General features: G+C 44.6%; 24 protein-coding genes. 1 reads left to right on the plus strand and 23 read right to left on the minus strand.

Annotation, left to right across the window (positions count from 1 at the left end):
• Positions 1-25 precede the first annotated feature (25 nt).
• Together mfd and pth are read right to left on the minus strand one after the other, a co-directional pair.
• A complete protein-coding gene (gene mfd / locus FXV78_RS17390; RefSeq protein ID WP_039959648.1) occupies positions 26-3,388 on the minus strand; it encodes a transcription-repair coupling factor in 3,363 nt (1,120 codons plus the stop codon).
• Positions 3,389-3,392: 4 nt separating this feature from the next.
• Positions 3,393-3,971 (minus strand): aminoacyl-tRNA hydrolase, encoded by a 579-nt coding sequence (gene pth / locus FXV78_RS17395; protein ID WP_004842601.1) that lies wholly within the window; start codon positions 3,969-3,971, stop codon positions 3,393-3,395.
• 145 nt (positions 3,972-4,116) lie between these two features.
• Here pth and FXV78_RS17400 point away from each other — a divergent pair, with 145 nt between their 5' ends.
• Positions 4,117-4,605 carry an FMN-binding protein gene (locus FXV78_RS17400; RefSeq protein ID WP_004842599.1) on the plus strand — a complete coding sequence of 163 codons (489 nt, stop codon included), beginning with the start codon at positions 4,117-4,119 and terminating at the stop codon, positions 4,603-4,605.
• Here the strand turns inward: FXV78_RS17400 and FXV78_RS17405 are convergent.
• From FXV78_RS17405 to FXV78_RS17495, 21 genes are all read right to left on the minus strand, one after another.
• Entirely contained in the window at positions 4,584-4,847 is a 264-nt protein-coding gene (locus FXV78_RS17405; RefSeq protein WP_004842596.1) for a hypothetical protein, read from the minus strand. The two genes, FXV78_RS17400 and FXV78_RS17405, sit on opposite strands and share 22 nt — an antisense overlap.
• 6 nt (positions 4,848-4,853) lie before the next feature.
• A complete protein-coding gene (locus tag FXV78_RS17410) occupies positions 4,854-5,531 on the minus strand; it encodes an HAD family hydrolase (RefSeq protein ID WP_039959647.1) in 678 nt (225 codons plus the stop codon).
• A 126-nt stretch (positions 5,532-5,657) separates the two neighbouring features.
• The gene (sigG, locus tag FXV78_RS17415; protein WP_004842593.1) at positions 5,658-6,437 is read right to left on the minus strand and encodes an RNA polymerase sporulation sigma factor SigG; all 780 of its coding nucleotides are present in this window, start codon (positions 6,435-6,437) and stop codon (positions 5,658-5,660) included.
• A 133-nt stretch (positions 6,438-6,570) separates the two neighbouring features.
• A complete protein-coding gene (locus FXV78_RS18040) occupies positions 6,571-6,708 on the minus strand; it encodes a hypothetical protein (RefSeq protein ID WP_004842591.1) in 138 nt (45 codons plus the stop codon).
• Positions 6,709-6,826: 118 nt separating this feature from the next.
• Positions 6,827-6,982, minus strand: a complete 156-nt coding sequence (locus tag FXV78_RS18045; protein WP_004842590.1) for a hypothetical protein — start codon at positions 6,980-6,982, stop codon at positions 6,827-6,829.
• A 120-nt stretch (positions 6,983-7,102) separates the two neighbouring features.
• Positions 7,103-8,713: an MBL fold metallo-hydrolase RNA specificity domain-containing protein gene (locus tag FXV78_RS17420; RefSeq protein WP_004842588.1), complete on the minus strand. Its 1,611-nt coding sequence runs from the start codon at positions 8,711-8,713 to the stop codon at positions 7,103-7,105.
• 76 nt (positions 8,714-8,789) lie between these two features.
• The gene (gene sigE / locus FXV78_RS17425; protein WP_004842584.1) at positions 8,790-9,530 is read right to left on the minus strand and encodes an RNA polymerase sporulation sigma factor SigE; all 741 of its coding nucleotides are present in this window, start codon (positions 9,528-9,530) and stop codon (positions 8,790-8,792) included.
• Positions 9,496-10,317, minus strand: a complete 822-nt coding sequence (locus tag FXV78_RS17430) for a sigma-E processing peptidase SpoIIGA (RefSeq protein ID WP_004842583.1) — start codon at positions 10,315-10,317, stop codon at positions 9,496-9,498. Before FXV78_RS17430 ends, sigE begins: the two co-directional genes overlap by 35 nt.
• A gap of 182 nt (positions 10,318-10,499) precedes the next feature.
• Positions 10,500-11,675 carry a cell division protein FtsZ gene (gene ftsZ, locus FXV78_RS17435; RefSeq protein ID WP_004842578.1) on the minus strand — a complete coding sequence of 392 codons (1,176 nt, stop codon included), beginning with the start codon at positions 11,673-11,675 and terminating at the stop codon, positions 10,500-10,502.
• 140 nt (positions 11,676-11,815) lie between these two features.
• The gene (locus FXV78_RS17440) at positions 11,816-12,679 is read right to left on the minus strand and encodes a cell division protein FtsQ/DivIB (protein ID WP_105084785.1); all 864 of its coding nucleotides are present in this window, start codon (positions 12,677-12,679) and stop codon (positions 11,816-11,818) included.
• Between the two features lie 26 nt (positions 12,680-12,705).
• The gene (locus tag FXV78_RS17445) at positions 12,706-13,791 is read right to left on the minus strand and encodes an FtsW/RodA/SpoVE family cell cycle protein (protein ID WP_004844237.1); all 1,086 of its coding nucleotides are present in this window, start codon (positions 13,789-13,791) and stop codon (positions 12,706-12,708) included.
• Positions 13,792-13,805: 14 nt separating this feature from the next.
• On the minus strand, positions 13,806-15,164 hold the full coding sequence (gene murD / locus FXV78_RS17450) for a UDP-N-acetylmuramoyl-L-alanine--D-glutamate ligase (protein WP_004844236.1): 1,359 nt from the start codon (positions 15,162-15,164) through the stop codon (positions 13,806-13,808).
• Positions 15,165-15,166: 2 nt separating this feature from the next.
• Positions 15,167-16,123, minus strand: coding sequence for a phospho-N-acetylmuramoyl-pentapeptide-transferase (gene mraY, locus FXV78_RS17455; protein WP_004844235.1), 957 nt, complete (start codon positions 16,121-16,123; stop codon positions 15,167-15,169).
• Between the two features lie 55 nt (positions 16,124-16,178).
• Positions 16,179-17,894, minus strand: a complete 1,716-nt coding sequence (locus FXV78_RS17460; protein ID WP_004844234.1) for a peptidoglycan D,D-transpeptidase FtsI family protein — start codon at positions 17,892-17,894, stop codon at positions 16,179-16,181.
• Between the two features lie 61 nt (positions 17,895-17,955).
• Positions 17,956-19,977: a peptidoglycan D,D-transpeptidase FtsI family protein gene (locus FXV78_RS17465; RefSeq protein WP_004844233.1), complete on the minus strand. Its 2,022-nt coding sequence runs from the start codon at positions 19,975-19,977 to the stop codon at positions 17,956-17,958.
• Between the two features lie 9 nt (positions 19,978-19,986).
• The gene (locus FXV78_RS17470; protein WP_004844232.1) at positions 19,987-20,529 is read right to left on the minus strand and encodes a hypothetical protein; all 543 of its coding nucleotides are present in this window, start codon (positions 20,527-20,529) and stop codon (positions 19,987-19,989) included.
• A gap of 86 nt (positions 20,530-20,615) precedes the next feature.
• The gene (rsmH, locus tag FXV78_RS17475) at positions 20,616-21,551 is read right to left on the minus strand and encodes a 16S rRNA (cytosine(1402)-N(4))-methyltransferase RsmH (RefSeq protein WP_009244399.1); all 936 of its coding nucleotides are present in this window, start codon (positions 21,549-21,551) and stop codon (positions 20,616-20,618) included.
• A 29-nt stretch (positions 21,552-21,580) separates the two neighbouring features.
• Entirely contained in the window at positions 21,581-22,018 is a 438-nt protein-coding gene (gene mraZ / locus FXV78_RS17480; RefSeq protein ID WP_004844230.1) for a division/cell wall cluster transcriptional repressor MraZ, read from the minus strand.
• Between the two features lie 210 nt (positions 22,019-22,228).
• A complete protein-coding gene (locus tag FXV78_RS17485) occupies positions 22,229-22,465 on the minus strand; it encodes a hypothetical protein (protein ID WP_004844229.1) in 237 nt (78 codons plus the stop codon).
• Between the two features lie 79 nt (positions 22,466-22,544).
• Complete coding sequence (locus FXV78_RS17490) at positions 22,545-23,384, minus strand: DegV family protein (protein WP_009244400.1); 840 nt, start codon at positions 23,382-23,384, stop codon at positions 22,545-22,547.
• 124 nt (positions 23,385-23,508) lie between these two features.
• Complete coding sequence (locus FXV78_RS17495) at positions 23,509-24,744, minus strand: FtsW/RodA/SpoVE family cell cycle protein (protein ID WP_004844227.1); 1,236 nt, start codon at positions 24,742-24,744, stop codon at positions 23,509-23,511.
• Positions 24,745-24,768 lie beyond the last annotated feature (24 nt).

A 24,768-nucleotide genomic window follows, 5' to 3' on the forward strand; every position in this document is an offset into this window, starting at 1 on the left:
AAATTCCTCCTCTAATTGTACCTAATTATTTCATTATAACGTCTTTTTTCTCCTCTAACAAGCTCTTTATATCATTTAAGAGCTTTTTCACAAGTTCCAGAACCGTTTCATCCTTTTCCTTTTTATTTCTACCCTTTTTATAATAGACAAAATACGGCACTGCCTCCGCCTTAAACACCAGATTTCCCCGGTAGCTCTGAATCAACGGAGGAATTTTCTGCGGATTGACCTTCGCTTTTTCATACATGGTAAACCGGAATTCTTCTCCTTTTTGTTCCACTGCCGTCACATAAGCTGAATGTGCAAGCGCTTTAAGACCTGCGATCTGAAGAAGCTGCTGTACCTTTCTTGGTACATCCCCGAACCGGTCGATAAGCTCCTCCAGCATATCATCCATCTCTTCCTCATCTTCAATTCCCGCGATCCGCTTGTAAATATCCAGCTTCTGATATTCGTTCGGAATATAGGAATTCGGGATATACGCATCCACATTCAGATCCATCACGGTCGTATAGATTTCCTCCTCGGTTCCGCCTTTTAACTGTTTTACCGCTTCATTGAGCATCTTGCAGTACAGATCATATCCGACAGCCTCCATATGCCCATGCTGTTCTGCACCCAGAAGATTTCCTGCCCCACGAATTTCCAGATCCCGCATCGCAATTTTAAATCCGGAACCAAGATCTGTAAACTCCCGGATTGCCGCCAGTCTTTTTTCCGCCACTTCCTTTAGCAGCTTGTCTCTTCGGTACAGGAGAAATGCATACGCCATCCGATTGGATCTTCCCACACGCCCCCGCAGCTGGTACATTTGAGAAAGTCCCAGACGATCTGCATCATGGATGATCATCGTATTGGCATTGGAAATATCCAGTCCGGTCTCAATAATCGTTGTTGACACCAGCACATCAATGTCTCCGTTGATGAAATCATACATGATATTTTCCAGCTCATGCTCCGCCATCTGCCCGTGAGCAAACGCCACTGTCGCGTCCGGAACAAGTTTCTGCACATGATCTGCAATTTCCGCAATATCACTTACCCGGTTATATACATAATACACCTGTCCGTCCCGATCCAGTTCTCTTTGAATAGCTTCACGGACCATCTCATCATTGTACTCCATCACATATGTCTGGATCGGCATCCGATCCATCGGCGCCTCTTCCAGCACGCTCATATCGCGGATTCCAATCAAACTCATATGCAGCGTCCGCGGGATCGGCGTGGCAGTCAGCGTCAGTACATCCACATTTTCCCGCAGTTTTTTAATCTTCTCTTTGTGTGTCACGCCAAATCGCTGCTCTTCATCTATGATCAAAAGTCCCAGATCCTTAAATTCCACATCCTTTGACAAAACACGATGCGTCCCGATCAGAATATCCACCAGTCCTTTTTTCAGATCTTCTGTTGTCTTCTTCTGTTGGGCAGGCGTCCGAAACCGGCAGAGCAAATCCACGCGCACCGGAAATTCTTTCATCCTCTGCACAAACGTGTTGTAATGCTGCTGTGCCAGAATCGTTGTCGGCACCAGATATACCACCTGTTTTCCGTCCTGGATCGCCTTAAATGCAGCCCGAATGGCAATTTCCGTCTTTCCGTATCCGACGTCTCCGCAGATCAGGCGGTCCATGATCTTTTTGCTCTCCATGTCCTGCTTGGTATCGGCGATCGCCTGCAGCTGGTCATCGGTCTCCTCAAACGGGAACATTTCTTCAAATTCCTTCTGCCAGACCGTATCCGGTTCATACTGATATCCATTCTCCTGCTGCCTTGCCGCATACAGCTCCACCAGATCCCTGGCAATCTGTCTGACTGCCCCGCGCACCTGATTCTTTGTTTTCGTCCACTGGTTACTTCCCAGCTTGTTCAGCTTTGGCTTTTTTGCATCTGCTCCTGCATACTTCTGGATCAGATCCAGCTGCGTTGCAAGAATATACAGGCTGCTTCCTCCCGCATAAGAAATTTTCATATAATCTTTGGTGATCTTATCTACTTCAATCTTTTCAATTCCCTGATAGATACCCAGACCATGATTTTCATGTACCACATAATCTCCAACCTTTAATTCGGAGAAACTTTGGATTTTCTGTCCTTCATATAGTTTTCTGCGTTTCTTTTTCTTCTGTCTGCCAAAAATATCTGTTTCAGAGATCACCATGAATTTCAGCATCGGATATTCATATCCCTGTGTCACATGCCCGTATGCCACCATAATTTCCCCCGGCTGCACTTCACGATCCATATCTTCGCTGTAGAAGCTGCTCAGATCATAATCCCTCAGATCTTCCGCCAGGCGCTTTGCTCTTGTCCTGGAACCAGACAGCAAGATCACCCGGTACTGATTTCTTTTCAGCCGCTTCAAATCCCTTGTGAGCATCTCAAAACTGTTGTTATACGGATTGACACCCTTCGTCTGAATATAATCTGTTTCCCGGATCTTTAACCCCTTACACTTTCCTTCCAGCGCGGTAAATGCCACTCCATAAAACTGATTGATCCGGTTTAAGATTTCCAGCACCGGATAGACCGTAAGCTCCTGCGTTTCTTCCAGCCCGGCCTCTTCCCGCTTGCGGACGCTCTCCTGAAATTCCTCTTCAATCTCATTTGCTTTTTCAATCAGCCTCTGCGGCTCATCCAGAAACAGGATCGACTCTTCTGTCGGAAAATACTCCAGAAAAGACTGCTTCTTCTGACTCTGCAGTTCTGCTGCCGGATAAATCTCAATTTCCTGCAGGTTTTCAATCGAACGCTGACTTTCTACGTCAAATGTCCGGATCGAATCTACCTCATCGCCCCAGAGCTCCACACGCACCGGAACCTCTTCTGTAAGCGGAAAAATATCCAGGATCCCGCCGCGCACTGCAAACTGTCCCGGTCCTTCAATCTGTACTTCCCGCGCATACCCAAGGCAGGAAAGTCTCTCCTGAAGCTTAGTAAAATCAACAGTATCTCCGGATGAGATCTGAATCCGCTTCGAAACGATCTCCTCTGCCGGAGAAAGCCCGTCCAGAAAAGCATCCATAGTCGTGATCACTGTAATCTCCTGATTCTTTTGTCTTGTCACCATACTGCGAATCACTTCCATCCGCTGCTTCATCAGATAATTTCCTTTGATATCCGCATGGTAAAACAACAAATCTCTTGCCGGATAATACAATACCCCGGAATCTAAAAAGCGATATTCTTCATATGCCTTCTGCGCTTTTTCTTCACTGGAAAAAACGATGATCTTGTAAGAAAAACCATCGCCAAGCGCATACATCAAATGTGTTTTTTGTGAATTGACACAGCCTGCGATCTGCAGAATCCCCTTTTCTTTCCTTCGCTTCTGTAAAATCTCCTGATATTCTGCAAGTCCCGCAAGCGGTGCGATAAAAGCCTGCATCATTTTATTTTTCCTTCTTTTTCCGATTATACTCGTTCATTGCAGCCTCGATATTGCCTGTCACAATCTCCTTCACTGCACAAACTGCATGTTCATATCCCTCTTCCATCTGTTCCTGTTCTTCTTTTGAAAAATGTCCCAGCACATAATCAGCCAGATCCCATTTCGGCGGTTTTTCTCCCACACCTACTTTAATACGGGGAAATACCTGTCCACCCAAATGGGCAATGATATTTTTGATCCCGTTATGCCCTCCGGCACTTCCTTTCGCCCGAATCCTTATCTGCCCCACTCCCAGGCTGATATCGTCATAAATGACAAGAAGCTCCTGCTCTTCGTCCACTTTATAATAGTCCAGAAGACTTCTGACGCTTTCCCCGCTCAGATTCATATAAGTCTGAGGTTTTGCCAGGATTACCTTCTGCCCCTCAATCATTCCTTTTCCGATATAAGCTCTGTGTTTTTTCGTATCTACATCAATATTATATTTTCGTGCCAGTGCATCTATTACTTCAAATCCGACATTGTGTCTCGTTCCCTCATATTCTGGTGTCGGATTTCCAAGTCCTACAATGATAAACATAGTTGTCCACCTCTTCTTTTTCCAATCTGTCCTTTTAAACTGCGTTACCTATTTTACAGGATTCCCCGGCTTTTGTCACGCAAAAGACGGGAATATTTTCCGGATATGCCTCATAAAATGATAAAAAACAAGGGGGATTATTCTTATGGATTCCAAAACAAAAATCGTTGTCCTTCACACAAAGGAGCTCATCTATACTGCTGTGTTCGCGCTCCTTTGTATTCTTCTGATCGTGCTGCTTTTCGTCATGTTTGGTCCCGGACATACAGACAAAAAGCAAACATCTCACAAACAGTATACACCTGGTACTTACACATCCACCCTCACACTGAACAACACAAATCTGGAAGTGGAAGTATCTGTGGACAGCTCCAGGATCAATTCCATCCGGTTTGCCAACCTGGATGAAACCGTGACTACAATGTTTCCTCTGATCCAGCCTGCGATCGAAGAAATTGCCGACCAGATTTATGACACTCAGTCACTGGACGCCGTGGAATTGTCCGATGACGCGCCTTATACTTCTCAGATCATTCTAAATGCCATCCGGCAGGCCGTAGAAAAAGCCGCAGTCAACAAAACTGCGGCTTCCTGCATATCTTTGATTGTCTTTTACCCTTCCACGATCAGATAGCGTCCACCTGAAAGCGGGAATACTTCAGATGCCTCTTCGAGTTCTTCCGCATCCATATTCTCCACGTCTGCACCGCTCTCCTCAAAATATTCTCTTACTTCATCCAGAGAATCTACTACGACCGCCATACAGTCTTCCAGAAAAGCCTCTGCCTCTTCCATTGTCTCTGCCACCGGCTCGTCAAAAAGCTGCGATTGTTTTTTCAGAAACGTAAGCAGACATTCCTCATCGTATTCATTCATGCTCCGTTACCTCCCTTTTTTCTCTTCCCATGCGGATATCAGTTCCAGAAGCTCCTGTGCCGTATCCACGATATACGCTGCGTTCGCTTCCTTTAAGACCTCTCTGCTTCGAAATCCCCAGGAAACGCCTATCGTGCGCATCCCGGCTGCATGTCCGGTCCTGATATCTACCTCGGAGTCTCCGATATAGATGGTCTCTTCAGGAGTCGCTCCCATCTCCCCTGCAATCTGAAGGACTGCTGTCGGATCCGGCTTTCTCGGCACGCCTTCTTTCTGTCCCTGCACTTTAAAAAAGAGATCTTTTCCAAATACAGTTTCCACAACATGAACCGCCTGTCTGTCCGGTTTATTGGAAAGAACAGCGCATCTGATTCCCTGCTCTTTTAATGTACCCAAAAGCTGCACGATTCCTTCATAGGGAGCCACATGATACATACAATTCTCATTGAAGACTCTCCCATATATTTCCATCGCTTCCTCCAGCCTCTCAAAAGCTTCTTCTGACGCGGCACGCAGTGCTTTTTCCAGAAGAACTCTGCTTCCGTTTCCCACAAACATCCGGCACTGCTCTCTTGTAATCTCTGGCAGTCCCATCTCTTTCATGGTCAGATTCACAGAAAATGTAAGAGAATCCAGCGTATCGGTCAGTGTTCCATCCAAGTCAAAAATACAACTCTTATACATCATCGTCTCCATCTCCTCCATCTATTCTACGTGTTTATCATAGTATGAAGTTCTGGAAATTTCAACCGTAAAATCATTTTTATGCAGTTTTCTCTGAAATTTTGTTACTGGAAAGAATAACAGCCTTTAGCCCAACAGATATTGTTTCATTATTTTCAATGCATTTTTTTCCAGCCGGCTCACCTGCGCCTGCGAAATCTGAATCTGTTCTGCCACCTCCATCTGTGTCTTTCCTTCAAAAAATCGAAGCTGGATGATAAAACGTTCCCGTTCATTGAGGCGTTCCATCGCTGCCTCCAGCGACAGCTCTTCTACCCAGTTTTCTTCCCGGTTCTTTTTATCACTCACCTGATCCATGATATACAGCGTATCGCCTCCGTCGCTGTATACCGGTTCATGAAGACTGACCGGCATCTGGATTGCATCCAGTGCAAACACGATATCTTCCTTGGATATCCCGATCTCCTCAGCAATTTCCTGCACCGTAGGCTCTTTGGAATATTTCTTCACAAATCCTTCTTTGGCGTAGATTGCTTTATATGCCGTATCACGCAGAGAACGGCTCACACGGATAGAATTATTGTCCCGCAGATATCGTCTGATCTCACCGATGATCATCGGAACTGCATACGTCGAAAACTTCACCAGTCTTGAGGGGTCAAAATGATCGACTGCTTTCATCAGTCCCACACAGCCGATCTGAAACAGATCATCGGCATTTTCACTGCTGGATGAAAACCGTTTGATCACACTGAGTACCAGTCTTAAATTCCCCTTGATATACTGTTCTCTTGCGTCTTCGTCCCCCTCCTTGATCCTTGCAAGAAGCTCTTCCTTTTCCTCTTCTTTCAAAAGCGGGAGCTTCGCTGTGTTTACCCCGCATAATTCCACTTTATTTCCTGCCATTTGTGAATCCTCCTGTCCTGTTTCTAATTAAAAGAATTCACCATCTGCAGGCAGTCTATGCGGTTTTACGGAAAATAAAAAAAGTTTTACTCCTTGACAAGCTCACGTATCCCTCTATGCCCTCTTCTTCATTTTATTTCTTTTCTGACTCTTTTTCCTGCATTTTGTTTCTGATTGCCCGCCGAATGGCAAAAATGCCAAATACTGCGATTCCTCCTACTGCCACACCGATCAAACTGCAGAAAATCATAAAAAACACATATGCCGTCATGCCTTTGCCTCCTTCTAATTATTTAGTCTCTCATTTGACAAATCAAAGTCTTAAATCTGACAGTCCCATACAAAGAAAAAGCAATGTGCATTTCTAAATTTCAAAAAGAACTTTCTTTTTATAAAATTTGTTCCTGTTCAATTCTTGCCGCCTCTGCTTTCCAATATTCCATAATATTTCTAACCATTTTGATACATTCTTCCTTTGCAGTCTTCTCATCATAAATCTGGAAATCACTAAATGTATGACCACATGGTACTAGACTTCCTTTCATATCTTTTGCCTCCTATCTTCATTGTACCATTTCACGTATTCAGAATCATTAACAAGCCTCATTTTTTCTCACAAAAAACCACGGATGAGATTTCTCCCATCCGTGATTTTCTCTTTCTCACTATTCCCAACGATCCCATTTATCAGCAAGATTATTGATCTGACTTTCAAATTTTGCTTTGTCTTTATTCGGAATTCCCTCTCGTTTGTAAATAACATCCAAAAGTCTTCTTCCTGCTGCGATAAGACGCTCAAATGCAGCGTCTGCTTTCTTCTGGGATGGCTTCTTGCCTTTCACGGCAATCCGCACACCTTCGTTTAAGATCTCATTCGCAGCCAGATCGACTTCCCCGTTCGGGAATGGCGCCCACGTCGGACATCCAAGCGTCTCTTCTACTTTCTGCGCAAATTCTTCTGTCACAGTGTCTTCGCCATGCACCACAAATACATGCTGAAGCGGTGTCTTAAATCCTTTCAGCCATGCTATCAGACCATTCATATCTGCATGACCACTGATTCCGTGAAGACTTTCAATTCTGGCATGAACCTCGATCGGCTCTCCAAACAGCTTGATATTCTTCTCACCTTCCAGAAGCCGCCTTCCTAATGTCCCGTTCGCCTGATATCCCACAAACAGAATTGTACATTCTTTTCTCCACAAATTGTGTTTCAAATGATGACGGATCCGTCCTGCGTCACACATACCCGATGCAGAAATAATTACTTTCGGCTTTTCGATAAAATTAATCAGTTTCGAATCATCACTTGTAACGGATGTCTTCAACCCCGGAAATACCAGAGGATTGATCCCCTCATCCACCAGTTTGATTGCTTCTTCATCGAAGCATTCCCGCATATTTTTTGTAAACACTTTGGTCGCTTCAATTGCCAGCGGACTATCCAGATATACCTCAAAATCAGAATATTCCGGCAAAAGTCCATGTTCTTTGATCTCCCGGATGAAATACAGCATCTCCTGCGTACGTCCCACTGCAAATGACGGGATCACGACATTACCGCCTGCATCAAAGGTTTCTTTCAAAATTCTCGTAAATTCAGAGACATAATCTATCTTCTCCGAAGAATGTACCCGGTTTCCATAGGTGGATTCCACTACCACATAATCTGCGGTATCCGTACACCTTGGATCTTTGATGATCGGCTGATTCACATTCCCCACATCTCCTGAAAATACGATCTTCCTGCTAATCTCACCTTCGGTAATCCAGACCTCAATACTTGCCGAACCAAGCAAATGGCCGACATCTGTAAACCGGATTTCCACCCCATCGCAAATATGAAGCCGTTCTCCATATCCACATGGAACGAAAAGATTGATCGCAGCCTCTGCATCTGCCATCACATAAAGCGGCTCAAACTCCGGCACTCCGGCACGTCTTCCTTTCCGGTTGCGCCATTCAGCTTCAAATTCCTGAATATGAGCGCTGTCACGAAGCATAATGTTACATAAATCCGCTGTGGCAAATGTGGTCAATATCTGCCCTTTAAATCCATTCTTGCACAAAAGGGGCAAAAGACCTGAATGATCGATGTGTGCATGTGTCAAAAATACATAGTCCACTTCTCCCGCTGCAATGGGAAGTCCTGGGTTTTCATACAGGTCCGGTCCCTGCTCCATACCACAGTCAATTAAAATATTTTTCCCCGCTGCCTGCAGCAAATGACAACTTCCGGTCACCTCATGGGCTGCTCCTATAAATGTAAGTTTCATATAGCTTCACCACCCTTTTTTCTCATTATAACACCTTTTTTACGGAGTGAAAGCACTTTTTGAGGATTCTTCTAATTTATTCATAACGCACGATTTCCCGCTTCAATCTCTGCATGATCTTTTTCTCCAGACGGGAAATGTATGACTGTGAAATTCCCAGTAAATCTGCTACTTCTTTCTGAGTTTTTTCGATTCCATCAGGATTATCCAGACCAAAACGCATCTTGACAATCAGCTTTTCTCTGCTGGACAACTGGTTGATGGCACGCACCAGAAGCTTTCTCTCCGCTTCCGTTTCCAGATCCCGATAGATGGTATCCTCCTCTGTTCCGAGGATATCAGACAACAGCAGTTCATTGCCGTCCCAATCCACGTTTAAAGGCTCATCAATGGAAACTTCCATTTTAGTCTTACTGTTTCTTCGCAGATACATCAGGATTTCATTTTCAATACATCGGGATGCATAGGTCGCAAGCTTGATCTTTTTGGTTGGATTGAATGTGTTGATTGCTTTGATCAGACCGATTGTTCCGATCGAGATCAGATCTTCTACTCCCACTCCGGTATTATCAAATTTTTTTGCTATGTACACGACCAGACGCAAATTGTGCTCAATTAACATTTTTTTTGCTTCCTGATCATATTCTGATCCGAGTCTTCTGATCACCTCTGTTTCTCGTTCTGTCTCCAACGGAGGCGGCAGCACTTCAGACCCCCCGATGTAATGAACCTCTTTCTGATTCGGAAACAGCAGCCCTTTCAGACTGGGTACTACTTTTAATTTAAACTGCTGCGGCATTGCTACTTTTACAACCATTTTTTCTTCCTCCTAATATTTCAGGGTTGATGATCATTTGATACATCCCTTGTTCTGATATCTGTTCTTCACATATCCCGACCAGCGGACGATAAATCCACTGTTTTTTCTGTACAATATACATTTTCTCTAATTCAAATACCGGCATGACACCACTTTTTCCTACTGTCCGATATGGAATCAGATGAAACCCTTTCAAGTTTTCCTTTTCTCCGGTCAGCTTTTCTATTGTGCTTTGCTCTAAAATACATACCGGCTTTTCACTCAGCGGATCTTTCAACACATTTCCGGTATCCCAAAGCCCGCGTATCTCACAGCAGCTTCCTTCCTGATACAAGATGATCCGGCAAATCTTGAGTTCCTCCTTCTGAAGCCGGCACAAAAACTCCCAGATCGCGCGGATTGTGTAATAGCAGCCAATCACAACAGCAAAATAGAGACTTGTGTATTTCACATAGGGTTTTAACATTCCCAGAATCCCGCCAATCAAAACGGAAACAAAATACAATAAAATATAACACTTTAAAAATTCCGAAAAGCTGCGAATTTTAAGACCGCATACCACCATCCCGCTGCTGACAAGCATATGAAGCACTGCCATTGTGATTCCCACGGGCAGCCGCAAAATTACCACCAGACAGGAAAGTCCTGATCCGACCAGACCGCCTGCAATCACTCTTTTCGTACTGCCCGGCATCTTCATCAAGGCTTTTACAGAAAACAGGATAAGGACGTCCATCATAAAATTCACCAAAAACATGACATCTATGTATACTTCATAGTACATGTTCCACCCTCTTTCTCGTTGGTACTAAATCGATTTGGCACTCAAACAAGATTTATTATAATCAGAATCATTTTGAAAATTTGTCAGAAACTGACAGAGAAACAGACTTTATTTCGACAACAATCGTGTGAAAAGGAAAAAAGGACAGGTCTCTTGTCGAAACCTGTCCCAAACTGACTTTATTATTTTTTAAAGAAATCCGGAATCTTAATGGACTGCTCTTTTACTGTGCTTGAAGGCACTCTTCCCTGTCCCTGAAGGGTCGGGATTGTGGAATTTCCTGTTGTTGTTCTTCCTGCACCGTACTCTGCTGCCGGTGTTCTTGCAAACTTGTCCGCATTTGGAAGAATAGATCCCATCTTCTGCTGTCCTTCCAGTCTTGCTTTTAACTTGGATGCACTTCCACCCACATTGTGAAGTCCTGTTGCAATAACTGTAATTGTAGCTTCATCAGATCTTGTATCATCATACATCGCACCGAAGATAATATTTGCATTCTCTCCTGCAAGTTCCTGTACATAATCAGCAGCATCAGATGCATCCATCAGAGTGATATCACCGGAAATATTAATGATAACGTGTGATGCTCCCTGAATCGTTGTCTCAAGCAGCGGACTGGCAACAGCCTGTTTTACTGCCTCCAGAGCCTTGTCATCACCGCGTCCCTCACCGATACCGATGTGTGCGATTCCCTTATCCTTCATAACTGTCTGAATATCTGCAAAGTCAAGGTTAATCAGAGAAGGTACGTTGATCAGGTCTGTGATACCCTGAATACCCTGCTGGAGAACCTCATCCGCTTTCTTCAATGCTTCCGGCATTGTCGTTCTGCGATCTACTACTTCCAGAAGTTTATCATTCGGAATCACGATCATCGTGTCTACATTCTCTTTTAATTTATCAATACCAGCCAGTGCATTCGCCATTCTTGTACGTGATTCAAAACGGAACGGCTTTGTCACAACTGCAACTGTCAGTGCGCCCTGCTCTTTTGCGATACGTGCGACTACAGGAGCTGCTCCTGTTCCGGTTCCACCACCCATACCACAGGTGACAAATACCATGTCAGCGCCTTTGAGTGCTGCGGAAATCTCTTCTGCACTCTCCTCTGCTGCTTTCTCACCTACTTCAGGCTGTGCTCCCGCACCAAGTCCTTTTGTAAGCTTCTCGCCAATCTGCATCAATGTTGGTGCTTTGCATAACTGCAGTGCCTGTTTATCTGTATTCACTGCTATAAATTCTACACCTGCAATCTGCTCATCGATCATACGGTTTACCGCGTTGTTACCGCCTCCGCCGACTCCGACAACAATAATTCTTGCAGCTGCTTCTGATTCGTTTGTCTTAATCTCTAACAAGGGTAGTTCCTCCTTCGTCGTCCTATCAACTTATTTTATACATCCCATCATAAATATGTATGAACAATAGAATTCAATAAGTATATAATATAGTCTTTCACGCAAATAATCAATAGATTTTTGTGTATTTTATGTTTTTTTTATTCAGTTGTTTCTCCTTCACCGGTTCCTGCTGCAGATGTCTGATCCGTCTGTGCAGCTTCAGATTCTCCTGACTGATTTTCGTCCGTCTGTCCGGCGTCCTGGCCCTCATCTGCTTCTGTTTCCGCTGCTTTCTCCGGTACAAAACGCACGGAAGTACCGGACGTTTCATAATTCTCCAGGTACAGTACACCTGCCTGCCCCGCAAACTTTTCATTAAGCTTCTCAAGGATCGGCGAAATCTGTGCGATCTTCATCTCATAGTTTCCTTTTCCCAGCTGCACTGTGACCACTCCGAAAATCAGATTGACTCCTCCGTCACTGCAGGTAAGCCGGTCGGAAGAAAGTTCATATTTGTTGGAAAGTCTTGTCACCTCCACGATACGTTCAAAAATATCCTGATCTGTGACCGGGAGTTTTTTGTTCATTTTCACTTTTTTGGTATTAAGCTCCAATCCCTCGATAAACGGCGCCCCGGGAATCACTTCCGTTGTCTTTAACGCAGCTGTTCCGTCCTCATCAAAATACAAAAACTCTCCCTGGTAATCAAAATAACCAAGAAACTCCTTCTCTTTTACCTTCATCACGACCGTCCATGGGTTTTTAATTGAAACTTTCACGGATTCGATCGCTGCCGGCTTTGTCACATCTCCATAATTATACTTCCACCAGATATAGATGGAGTTGAATGCATACTTGTCTTTTTGAACCCATTTTACCAGTTCTTCGTCCTGACAGTACTGGTTTCCGGTCACCTCGATCTTCCTTGTCTGAAACAGAAGAAATACCGCAAAAAATAACACAAGTACCGACAGGACTGTAATCAGTGCCGCCATTCGAATCTTCTTTTTCTTTTGTTTCATAAGGCTTCCTCCTTTTCTTTCTCTGCTTATTCTACCAAATTAGACACACTTAACACAAGCCCCATTTCCAACAGCAGAAATACCACCGAAGTTCCCCCATAGCTGATAAAGGGGAGCGTGATCCCGGTATTGGGAATACTGTTCGTCACAACCGCAATATTCAAGATCACCTGAATCATCATATGCGCCATCGCTCCTGTTGCGATCAAGGCACCGGTCAGATCCTTCGCATGTGTTGCGATCACAAAAAAGCGCCAGATCAGAATCAGAAACAATAAAATGATCAGGCTTGCTCCGACCAGTCCCAGTTCTTCACAGATGATAGAAAAAATCATATCATTCTGGGCTTCCGGCAGAAATCCCAACTTCTGTACGCTTTTTCCAAGCCCTCTTCCAAACAGCCCTCCGGAACCGATGGCATAAAGTCCCTGCAGTGTCTGGTACCCTTTTTCATACTTTTCCGGATTTCTCCAGATTGCAAGTCTCTCCAGACGATAACTTTCCAGTGCCAGAAATATCCCCATAAACCCTGCCGCTGCCGCACCCATTCCAAGAAACTGGGCATACTTCGGACTTGCCACAAAAACAAGTGCTGCCGCAATTCCCAGGATAATAATGGCCGTACTTAGATTACTTGCACCTACCAGGCCTACCACAGGAAGAACTGGCAGCATAACTTTGACAAGTGTTGTAAATTTTTCCATCTTTCTTGCCTGGTTTGAGATTACGCAGGACAAATATAAAATGACTGCCACTTTCGCAAACTCAGACGGCTGAAAAGAAATGGGTCCCAAAGAAAGCCATCTTTTGGACCCATTGTACTCATCTCCTATAAACATGACTGCTACAGACAGAACGATTGCAGTGACATATCCAAGCTTTGCAAAAGGAATCCACCTGTGATAGTCGATCCCTGCCACAATAAACATGCCTGCCAGTCCCAACGCTGTCGCAAATCCCTGCTTTTTCAAATAGTAAAAAGAATCATGGAACTTTACCCGGCCATTATAGGCGCTGGTACTGTATAGCAGTATCAGACCAATCCCGACCAGGAGCAATACCACCACAAGCAGAGTATAATCATACCGCTGCTTTTTTGCCGGATGCTTCAATGCAGATCCACTCCTTATAATTGATTTACAAGTTCTTTGAATTTATCTCCGCGTTCTTCATAATTCTTAAACATTCCCCAGCTTGCACACGCCGGAGACAAAAGAACTGCATCTCCGGGTTCTGCCTGTTCTACACAGATATTGACCGCCTCTTCAAACGTATCTGCAAGAATCGTATCTGTAAATCCCAGCCTTTTTGCCGTCTCATTGATCTTCTCTTTTGTCGCTCCGAGAAGCACCAGTTTTTTTACCTTACCGTCAAAAGACTGAATCCACTCATCATAAGAAGAATCCTTGTCATATCCTCCGCCGATCAAAAATGTAGGCCTGTTCATTGCCTGGATTCCTTTGATCGCGGCATCCGGATTTGTGCCTTTGGAGTCGTTGTAATATGCAACCCCGTTCTTTTCTGCCACAAACTCGATCCGATGTTCCACTGCCGTAAATTCCCGAATGGTCTTACGGATGATCTCCATCGGAACGTGATACGCTGCCGCCATAGCCACAGCTGCCATTACATTTTCATAATTATGCATTCCAAGCAGTTTTAATTCATCCACATGACAGACTTTCTCCGGATTTTCTCTGCAATAGATGATATTGCCATCTTCCAGATAAATTCCTTTTTCCAGTCTGCGGCGGCTGGAAAAATAAATCACCTGCGCTTTGACTCTTTCTCCGAATTTTCTGGTCACATCATCCTCATAATTCAAAACACAGACATCTTCTTCTGTCTGGTTTTTTGCAATCTGCTCTTTGGCTTCGATATAAGCTTCCATCGTGTGATGGCGGTTCAGATGATCCGGCGTGATATTCAAGATCGCACTGACTTTGGGACAGAATGTGTGAATCGTCTCAAGCTGAAAACTGCTCATCTCTGCCACAATAACAGAATCATCCTTTGTCTCCCGCACAACGCTCGTGTAAGGATTGCCGATATTGCCTACAACAAATGTGCTTTCCCGGAAATTTTTCATGATTGCACCAAGCAGTGCTGTCGTGGTCGTCTTTCCATTTGTTCCGGTGATTGCCAGCACATCCCCTTTACCAAGGACATATGCCAGTTCAATTTCACCCCAGATCGGAATCCCTGCATCCCGCATCTGATTCACCGATGGTAAATCTGTCGGAACACCCGGACTCATCACAACCAGAGAAAGCTCTGAAAGAAGCGCCTCGGGAAATGCTCCGAGAACAACGCTTACGCTCCCCTTTGCCTGTCCTTCGATCTGTTCTTTGATTCCTGCCGCATCCAACCTGTCATTCCCATCATACAATACGACTTCTGCACCTTCCTGCAGCAGCAGAGCCGCAGCAGAAACACCACTGATACCGGAACCAAACACCAGTACTTTTTTGTCTTTAAACTTCATGTCTATACCCCCATTAATGCGATCAGACAGAGCAGTGCAGTCACAATTGAAAATACTGCCACAACTCTTGTCTCTGACCAGCCGCACAATTCAAAATGATGATGGATCGGTGCCATTTTAAAGAAACGCTTTCCACCGGTCTTCTTAAAATATGTAACCTGGATCATCACCGATGCCACTTCCACCAGATAGATCAGCCCTACAATAATGATAAACAACGGCATCTGCATCATATACGCCGTTCCTGCCACGAAACCGCCCAGTGCAAGAGAACCGGTGTCTCCCATAAACACACTCGCAGGATATACATTAAACAATAAAAATCCAAGGAGCGCACCTACAACCGCACAGGTGATCGGCTCTACTCCGCTCTTTGTTCCAATAGCAACCACCGTAAAGAACGTAGCTACCAGAACCGTCACGCTGGATGCCAGTCCGTCCAGTCCGTCTGTAAAATTCGTTCCGTTTACAGTACCGATCACTGCAATAAATAAAAGCGGAACTGCCAGCCAGCCGATATCCCAGTATTTTCCACCGGAAAACGGAATCAGCATAGACATCGGAATGTCTGCCACTTTAAACACGTAATATGCAAAAATTGCTGTCACCACCAGCTGGAGTGCCATCTTCTGTTTCGGATACAGACCGTCTGAACGTTTCATCACAACCTTCAGATAATCATCCAGAAATCCAATCAGACCAAAACCAAGCGTCAGAAACAGGATCGGAATCACTTTCGGATAATCTTTTACATAAAACAGGGACGTGATAACGACACTGGCCAGAATGATAATTCCTCCCATGGTCGGCGTTCCTGCCTTCTTCAAATGAGACTGTACTCCCTCTTCCCGTTCTGTCTGTCCCATTTTCAGTTTTCTAAGGAATGGTATTACGATCGGTCCGAGCACCAGGCTCAAAGCAAACGATACCAATACCGGTATTACTACATGATAACTCATACTTCCACCTCTTCATCTCTTTTGTTTCAATATCTCAATTAGTATACCGCATTACCTACTGTTTTTCAATCCCGAGATATGGAAGGACATTGTCAAAAATACTGCGAAGGACCGGTGCGGCGATCGTTCCTCCATAATAAATCCCCTGCGGATTATGGATCACCACCATTCCCAGTACCTGCGGATCCTCTGCCGGTGCAAATCCGATAAAGGAAGAAATGTACTTATTCGCACTTCGCGGCAGTGTCTGAGAGGTGGCTGTCTTTCCGCCGATGGAATATCCTTCGATATATGCATTTTTCCCGGACCCATTGGCAACAACTCCCTCCAAAAGTGTCTGCATCGTTTTCGATGTTTTCTCTGATACCACACCTGATCTTTCTTCATAGGACAATGTTTCCAGCACATTTCCTTCCCTGTCAAGAACGGCTTTTCCGAAATGCGGGGTAACTCTTCGCCCTCCATTGATAATGGAACTGACTGTCACTGCCATCTGAACCGGCGTAACTTGAAATGACTGTCCAAAACTGATGGTGGCAAGCTCCACCAGACCGATATTTTCCACCTGATGCATAATGGTTCCCGCCTCTCCCGGCAGATCGATTCCCGTCAGATCCAGAAGTCCGAATTGCTGAAAATAGTCATAAAACCGCTCTGCTCCGAGACGCAGACCAATATCGATAAACACCGGGTTGCAGGAATTCTGAATTCCCTGAACAAAGGTTTCACTGCCATGTCCGCCCACTTTGTGACACCGGATTCTTCTGTCTTCTACCATGCGGTATCCCGGACAGGAAAAGGTATCCTCAGGTGTCACGACTCCCTCTTCCAGGCAGGCTGCAGACGTAATGATCTTAAATGTGGATCCCGGCTCATACGTATCATTGATACATCGATTTCTCCACATTGCATTTAACGCATCCTGCAATTTTTCTCCTTCCAGTTCTTCTCCTGTATTCAATTCAAACGGATCATTGAGATTAAATTCCGGCACATTGACCATAGACAGAATTTCTCCGTTTTGCGGATTCATCAGTAAAATCGACACTCCGTCCGCCTGTTTTTCCCGCATGACTTTTTCAGCCGCCTGCTCACAATATTTTTGAATATTATAATCCATACTGATCTCCAGCGTTTTGCCGGCCACAGGCTCGATCCGGCCTTCCGCGACCGCATCCAGTTCGATTCCTCTTGCATCCGTTGTCGTGAGAATGGTTCCGTTGCTGCCTTTTAATGTCTCTTCATATTTCACTTCCAGACCAATGATCCCCTGATTGTCTCCTCCTGTGAATCCAAGCACCTTGGATGCCAGGCTGTCATACGGATAATATCGCTTATAGTCTTCATCCACCTTGACTCCATCCAGATTATACTCCCGGATCTTATCTCCCACTTCTTTTTCCACGTTGGTTTTTACTTTTTCCATGGAAGAGACCTTCTCCACTCGCTTTCTCACCTCTGCCTGATCCATTTCAAGCTCTTTTGCGAGAATTTCCGTCACCCGTTCCGGTTCCTTGATCTGACTGTGGATCACAGAAATCGTACACACTGTTTTGTTTGTAGCAAGCACAACGCCATTTCGATCCACGATTTCTCCTCTGGCTGCCTTGATCTTACGTTCCCGTTTATGCAGATCCTCGGCTCGTTTCTGATAATACTCGGCATCAAACACCATCAGATAGACCAGTCGCCCGATCAAACCTGTCAAAATCAGAAACGCGCAGGTAAACACTACCAGAATTTTCTTTTTATGATACGTTTTATTTTTCATAAAAAAACCTTACAGAAGACTTTATACAACATATTTTCTCTTCTGTAAGGTTATTCCTGTTTTATTCTGTTATTTCCGATGATTCCGGAGAGGTTGCCCAGCTATCATAATCCGGCTGGTAGTTCGGATCGATATAGGCGCCATCCTGATTACTGTAGGTATCTTCGAAGTTCTCATCGAAATCCTGCTGTACGTCTTCTCTTACACCGCTGTCCTCTGGCAGTGCATCCCCGTTTCTTGTAATGTTCAGATATGGAAATGCTTCCGCCATGATCTTCTGTGACAGCTCCAGAACATACGAACTTAATTCCTGATTTTCCACATTTGGCTCATCGATGACCACATAGATCACAACTTCCGGATTTTCCTGTGGTGCATATCCAATAAAAGAAAGCAGATAGTCTCCATTCCCTCGCGGAAGCTTCTCCGCTGTTCCGGTTTTTCCGCCAATGTCGTATCCCTCTACATTTGCCGGAACTCCGGTTCCGTCTGTCATTACCGCGCGAAGCGCTTCTTTGACACGGTCAGAAGTCTGTTTTGATACCGTTTTTCGAAGCAAAGTCGGATCGTTTGTTTCAATCACGTTTCCGTTTTCATCCTGAATCTGCTTCACCACATGAGGCTGATAATAATACCCGCCATTGATCAGAGAAGAAAATGCCGACACCATCTGTGTCATCGTTACATTGAAACTCTGCCCAAAGGAAGACGTTGCAAGATCTGTCTCCCCCATATTCTCTGCAGTAAAGATCAGATTTTCTGTGGACGCCTCTCCCGGCAGGTCAATTCCTGTGTACTCTCCAAATCCAAAGATATGCTGATACCGGATAAAATCTTCCACTCCGATCTTATCGGCCATAGCCATCAGAGCCACATTGCAGGAATTGGCGATTGCCTGATCTACATTCTCTGTCCCATGCCCTGACGTATTGTGACATTGAATATACCAGTCACCTTTCCATGTACCACCCTGGCATACATAGGTTTCCTGACCGGTCAAAGCTCCGGTCTCCAGACCTGTGGCCAGAGTAAACGGCTTGGCTGTCGATCCCGGTTCAAAGGCATCACTGACGCAGAAATTTCTCCAGAGATTGTTCATTGCATTCAGCTTATCATCATCTGACATTTTTGCCAACGCTTCCGTCGTATACCACGGCGTCAGATCTCTTGGATTATTCAGATCAAAGTTCGGGTACGAAGCCTCTGCAAGAATCTCTCCGCTGTTCGGATCCATTATGATCACAGCCGTATTCTTACTTCCCAGCTCATCCTCCCGTTCTTCTCCTTTGTGTGCCTCATTAAATTCCAGAATATATTTTTCTACAATGCTCTGCAGTGTAACGTCGATCGTGGACACTACCGTATTTCCATTCTTTGCCGCTTTCACAGTACGTTCTACTGAAGAAGCACTGTCAAAATATCCATATTCTCTTCCGTCTGTACCGTTAAGAATATCATTGTATGCACTTTCAATGCCGATTGCTCCCTGATTTCCGGATACGGAAAATCCGATCACATCACTTGCAAGACTGTTGTAAGGGTATGTACGCTGGTAATCATCCTCCAGCCAGACCCCCTGAACATTCGGATATTTTTTATCATCCTCGTCAATTTCCTGGAATTTCTTGGCATCTTCATAAGAAACGCCTTTTTTTAAAACCTCGTAACGGCTGTCCGGATTTGCCTTGATCGTATCCCTTACTTCTTCACTGTCAATACCAAAGCATTCTTCTAAAACGTCCAGTGTGGAATCGATATACTTATCGCTCTCTCCCTCGTCTGTCACAACCACCACATCCAGGATCACATTATACACACGCTCACTGGTCGCTACTTTTGTTCCGTTCCGGTCTACGATATCTCCTCGTTTATACGGAATGGTCCTGCTTCCATACTGCTGTTGGTTCAGAACGATCCTGGTATACTTTCCACCTTTGAATACATTGATATACGTAATTCTTCCGATAAGAACAACAAAAGCCAGTATAATTGCCACAAACAGCATTACCAGCTTCTTTTGCATCCTTTTCGGAAATTTTTTTGTTAAAAATTGAAATGGATTTTTTCTTCGTCTTCTTGTCATTACATCTTCCTATTTTGACACGTCCTTTGACTTTGCAAGAATCCCGTCAGATGGTATCTCATTATACTGCTTCACGTAATCACTGGTCGGGCTGTCATACTCCACCACATTACCATTCGCCGCATATACCATGCCAAGTTCATTCATTGCTTTGTCCCGGATTTCCTGCAGATTCACAGAATCTGCTGCCGCATTGTATGCCGTATCATTCGCCTCTGTCAGATCTGACAGCTCTTCCTGAAGAGCCGTGATATTTTCTGACCTCTGCACGAGTTCTGACTGGAGCTGCAGATATACGACACAGATGAAAACCGCACAAACAGCCGCCACTGTCAAAAACCCTGTATAGATCGGGCTCATATCCAATGCACGCCTGCGGTTCTTTTTCACCTGACTGCTTGTCCGTTTTTTAGGACGTACTTCCACTGCTTGTTTCTCCTGATTTGGCAATACCTTCGGCTGATGCGCTACATTTCCATAGACGTAGAACTGTCCAGATCTGTTTCCTGTATTAGATTGTCTTCTGTATGTAGTTCTCTTTCCTGCAGCCATTTGGTCTGCCCCTTTCCACGTACAATCTGCCGGGCTCTCCCCTTCCCGGCAGATTTTATTTTTTCAGATACTCACCCTCATTTTTTTCAGCTTCGTTCGAAAATGCGAAGTTTGGCACTTTTTGAACGGCTGTTATACATCAACTCTTCCTCAGAAGGAAGAATTGGTTTCCTTGTGATCACTTTTCCTTTCGATATGTTTCCACATACACAAACCGGAAAGTGACTTGGACAGGTACACGGATTTTCATTCTTTCGGAATGCACTCTTTACAATCCGATCTTCCAGAGAATGAAACGTGATAATACAGATCCGACCTCCCGGATTCAGCATATCGATCATATCATCCAGAGTCTCCCGAAGTACATCCAACTCTCTGTTCAGCTCGATCCGGATTGCCTGAAATGTCCTTTTGGACGGATGTCCGGATGTTTTCTGAAACTTCATCGGAATGGCTCTTCTGATAACTTCATTTAACTGTCCTGTTGTCTCAATTGGATGCTTTCCGCGCTCCATCACAATGTGTTTTGCAATATTCTTTGCAAATTTATCTTCTCCATAATCACGGATGACACGGTAAAGTTCCGCTTCGCTATAGTCATTGACAATGTCTTTTGCTGTCGTAGTCTGTCTCTGATCCATCCGCATGTCAAGCGGCGCATCTGTGCGGTAAGAGAAACCGCGCTCCGCCGTATCTAACTGATATGAAGACACTCCCAGATCGATTACAATCCCGTCTACCTTGTCAATTCCTATTTCATGGAGCCTCGGTTTCATATCACAATAATTGCTCCGGATTATTGTTACTTTCTCCCCGAAACCGGATAATCTGGCGCCCGCCGCTTCAATCGCGTCGGCGTCCTGGTCTATTCCTATAAATCTCCCCTTGTCACTTAAGCGGCTTGCGACTTCATATGCATGTCCTCCCCCGCCAAGTGTCGCGTCTACATAGATGCCATCCGGCTTCACCTTCAGACCATCTACTGTCTCTTCAAGTAAAACTGATGTGTGTTTAAATGCCATAGAATCCTCCATTCACTCTCTGTCCAGAATCAAATTCGGATACCGATCGCCTCCATACGTTCTGCAATCGCATCCAGATCTTCTTCACTGACCATACTGCGCTCTTCCCAAAGTGCTTTATCCCAGATCTCCACGCGGTCCTGAACTCCCACCAGGACAACGTCCTTCTCCAGATGTGCAGCTTTTCGAAGTGATGCAGGTACAGAAACTCTCCCCTGCTTGTCAAAGCTGCCTTCAGAAGCACTTCCAAAAAAATAACGCTTGAAAATTCTGGCATCCTTGTTCATCCGTGGTAAGGTATTTAATTCAGCAACAAACTGATTCCATTCGTCTTGAGAATACACAAAAAGACACCCTTCCAAGCCATTACAGATCACAAAGCTTTCTCCCAAGTCATCTCGTAATTTGGCTGGAATGATGAGTCGGCCTTTTTCATCAATACTATGATTAAACTCTCCTAATAACATCTGGAATCCCTTCTAAAAGCAGAACTCCACTTTCGCCCCACTTTATGCCACTATTCACCACTTCCTACCACTTGAAACCATTGTAAACCACCACGCCCCCTTTTTCAACCCTTTTTTCACATTTTTCACATCTATGTCACAATTCTGTAAAAATTTGGTTAAAAAAAGAACAGGCTTCCAAAACCTGTTCTCATATCATTCTTTATTCTTTTATTCGCCAAGTCCGCTCAGATAATTATTCACCGCATCATAATTCACTTCTGCCACTTCCCGTTCCTGCTTTGACTCATGAGACACATATGCGGAATATCCGAGCCATCCCACCAATGCCAATGCAGCCAGTGACAGTACACACTTTCTGACAATGTTCATAATGCGCTGCTTTTTCATGTTCTTCTTCCGATTCGCCTTTTCCTGTTTATAGCGGTCTACTTTTTCCTGACTCATATCTAAAAGCTCCTTTGTCCCCTATGTATTTGACAGCTTCTGTCCTGCACTCTTTCTACATAGTGTACCACATCCGACTCTAAACTACAACAATAATTCCTCCGTCATTGGCATAAACCGTACTGATCCCGGATGTATCTACGATAAAACTGGACTTCACTGCAAACCGTTCTTTTAAAAGGCGCTGCACTTCTTTTGCTCTCTCCTCACAGTTACAGTGTGCAATAGCCAGAATCTTATCTCCTGCATTGACCACATCTGCTGCCACGCAGTCCGCCATCTTCACAAGTGCTTTTTTCATGCCTCTCGCTTTTTCCTTCTGACAGATCGTTCCCTGCGGAGTAGATCCCATGATCGGTTTGATATTCAAGGCTCCCGCTACCAGTGATTTGATTCCCGTAAGTCTTCCGTTCTTTCTTAAAGTATCCAGATTCTCCAGTACAAAATAAGTGTGCTGCTCCTCAATATAACACTCTACACTTTCCACAACTTCTTCGAACGTCATCCCGGCCTTTTCACACTGCTGAACCTTCAATGCGATCAAAGTCTCTCCTACTGAAGCGGAGCGTGAATTAAATACATGAATCTGTTTTTCCCCATATTCTTCTTCATACAGATTTTTTCCAAGAACCGCACTGTTATATGATCCGCTCAATTCTGCCGATAGTGTCACCACATAAATACGTTCGGCATCGCAGTGATAACTTTCCATATATCTTTCCGGAGACGGACAGGATGTCTTCGCACAGGATGTACTTTCTGCAATCTTTAAAAGCAGCTCTTCCTGCTTCAAGCTGTCATCATCTGTCCACTGAGTGTCTTCTATCTGAATTCCGAGAGCAACGTGTTCAAATCCTCCGTCTGCTTTCATCTCCGGCGTAAATTCTCCGCAACTGTCAACAATTACTTTATAGCTCATGTCTTTCCTCCCAAACCACACTTTCTTTTTCCACCATCTATTATATGTGGTTTTCAATACTACGTTACTTAATATACCACACTTTGTGTCGGATGAAAAGACATTTTTATATCTTTTGCTTTTCCTATTCTGTCTGAAGCTTAATTCTCCTGGATACACTCAGGGCAAGTCCCATCTCCGTCATCAGGAACAGAACCGAAGTTCCTCCATAACTGACAAACGGAAGCGTAACACCCGTTGTCGGGATCATGTTCGTTACAACCATGATATTTAAGATCACCTGCAGCGCGATATGTGCAAAAATTCCGGTCACGATCAGTGAGCCGTACAGATCCGGTGCATTTCTTGCAATAAACATCAATCTATATAGAAGAAGTCCGAACAGGATCAATACTACGATTGCTCCGAAAACGCCAAGTTCTTCGCAGATAACGCTCAGAATCATATCATTCTGCGCTTCGGGGATCATACCAAGCTTCTGCGTGCTGTTTCCAAGACCTTTTCCGAAGAATCCCCCGGATCCGATCGCATACAGTCCCTGAAGCACCTGGAAGCCGGTGCCATCCGAGTGCCCTTCCGGATCCAGCCATGTTGTGATTCTTCCGATTCGGAAATTATCACTGTTCGTCGCATAAACCGCAAGTATGGCCACTATCACGATCAAAATTCCTGCTCCGATGGCAGCGATCATCAAAAACGGCTTTGTCTTCGGATGTGCCACAAAAATCAAGACACAGGTAATCGCCATTACGATCACGGCAGTACTTAAGTTGTCTGTAAGAATAAACACTCCACCTGCTGCCACCCCGCCATAGATCAGAAGTCTCCGGATTCCAAGCCAGTCATTGACTTTTCTTCCCATCTTACAGATCTCACAGGAAATAAACAAAATAATCGCGATCTTTGTAATCTCAGATGGCTGCAATGTCATATTTCCCGGAAGCTGGATCCATCGTCTGGCTCCATTGATCGTTGTTCCAAGAGGCGTCTGCACCAGCGCCATCATAATCATGGCAAACACATAGATTTCAAAAGAAAAAGCTCCATAAACATGATAATCAATCCTGGAAACGATCAACATAACTCCAAAACTGCCCGCACTGATCATTGCCTGTTTGATAAAATAGGACATGTCATCCTGAAAATCCGCCTGAGCGCTGTACGCACTGGCACTATAGAGCATAATCAGTCCAAAGCAAGTCAAAAATATAATGACCAGCATCAGATTATAATCAAAATACGTGGTCGGCACACTGCTTTGCGCAATCTCTCTTTTCTCCCGTTTCTGTCTGGCAGAACGTCTGCTTTTCGTTTCCCCCTGCTCTCTTCTGCGAATCGGCTGTACCGTTTTGCTGCTCATAACATCTCCCCTGTTTTTATTTTA

Origin of the sequence: Mediterraneibacter gnavus ATCC 29149 (genome assembly GCF_008121495.1) — a bacterium.
In the GTDB taxonomy this organism is placed as follows: Bacteria; Bacillota; Clostridia; order Lachnospirales; family Lachnospiraceae; genus Mediterraneibacter; species Mediterraneibacter gnavus.

Excerpts from the sequence above, each read along its gene's own strand:
- FXV78_RS17405 (WP_004842596.1), bottom strand. The coding sequence starts at position 4,847 with ATGAATGAATACGATGAGGAATGTCTGCTTACGTTTCTGAAAAAACAA.
- pth (WP_004842601.1), bottom strand. The coding sequence starts at position 3,971 with ATGTTTATCATTGTAGGACTTGGAAATCCGACACCAGAATATGAGGGA.
- FXV78_RS17410 (WP_039959647.1), bottom strand. The coding sequence starts at position 5,531 with ATGTATAAGAGTTGTATTTTTGACTTGGATGGAACACTGACCGATACG.
- rsmH (WP_009244399.1), bottom strand. The coding sequence starts at position 21,551 with ATGGCATTTAAACACACATCAGTTTTACTTGAAGAGACAGTAGATGGT.
- FXV78_RS17460 (WP_004844234.1), bottom strand. The coding sequence starts at position 17,894 with ATGAAAAATAAAACGTATCATAAAAAGAAAATTCTGGTAGTGTTTACC.
- FXV78_RS18045 (WP_004842590.1), bottom strand. The coding sequence starts at position 6,982 with ATGAAAGGAAGTCTAGTACCATGTGGTCATACATTTAGTGATTTCCAG.
- FXV78_RS17470 (WP_004844232.1), bottom strand. The coding sequence starts at position 20,529 with ATGGCTGCAGGAAAGAGAACTACATACAGAAGACAATCTAATACAGGA.
- FXV78_RS18040 (WP_004842591.1), bottom strand. The coding sequence starts at position 6,708 with ATGACGGCATATGTGTTTTTTATGATTTTCTGCAGTTTGATCGGTGTG.
- FXV78_RS17430 (WP_004842583.1), bottom strand. The coding sequence starts at position 10,317 with ATGTACTATGAAGTATACATAGATGTCATGTTTTTGGTGAATTTTATG.
- sigG (WP_004842593.1), bottom strand. The coding sequence starts at position 6,437 with ATGGCAGGAAATAAAGTGGAATTATGCGGGGTAAACACAGCGAAGCTC.
- FXV78_RS17490 (WP_009244400.1), bottom strand. The coding sequence starts at position 23,384 with ATGAGCTATAAAGTAATTGTTGACAGTTGCGGAGAATTTACGCCGGAG.
- FXV78_RS17495 (WP_004844227.1), bottom strand. The coding sequence starts at position 24,744 with ATGAGCAGCAAAACGGTACAGCCGATTCGCAGAAGAGAGCAGGGGGAA.
- FXV78_RS17420 (WP_004842588.1), bottom strand. The coding sequence starts at position 8,713 with ATGAAACTTACATTTATAGGAGCAGCCCATGAGGTGACCGGAAGTTGT.
- mraY (WP_004844235.1), bottom strand. The coding sequence starts at position 16,123 with ATGAGTTATCATGTAGTAATACCGGTATTGGTATCGTTTGCTTTGAGC.
- murD (WP_004844236.1), bottom strand. The coding sequence starts at position 15,164 with ATGAAGTTTAAAGACAAAAAAGTACTGGTGTTTGGTTCCGGTATCAGT.
- FXV78_RS17400 (WP_004842599.1), top strand. The coding sequence starts at position 4,117 with ATGGATTCCAAAACAAAAATCGTTGTCCTTCACACAAAGGAGCTCATC.
- FXV78_RS17465 (WP_004844233.1), bottom strand. The coding sequence starts at position 19,977 with ATGACAAGAAGACGAAGAAAAAATCCATTTCAATTTTTAACAAAAAAA.
- FXV78_RS17440 (WP_105084785.1), bottom strand. The coding sequence starts at position 12,679 with ATGAAACAAAAGAAAAAGAAGATTCGAATGGCGGCACTGATTACAGTC.
- mfd (WP_039959648.1), bottom strand. The coding sequence starts at position 3,388 with ATGCAGGCTTTTATCGCACCGCTTGCGGGACTTGCAGAATATCAGGAG.
- mraZ (WP_004844230.1), bottom strand. The coding sequence starts at position 22,018 with ATGTTATTAGGAGAGTTTAATCATAGTATTGATGAAAAAGGCCGACTC.
- FXV78_RS17485 (WP_004844229.1), bottom strand. The coding sequence starts at position 22,465 with ATGAGTCAGGAAAAAGTAGACCGCTATAAACAGGAAAAGGCGAATCGG.
- sigE (WP_004842584.1), bottom strand. The coding sequence starts at position 9,530 with ATGGTTGTAAAAGTAGCAATGCCGCAGCAGTTTAAATTAAAAGTAGTA.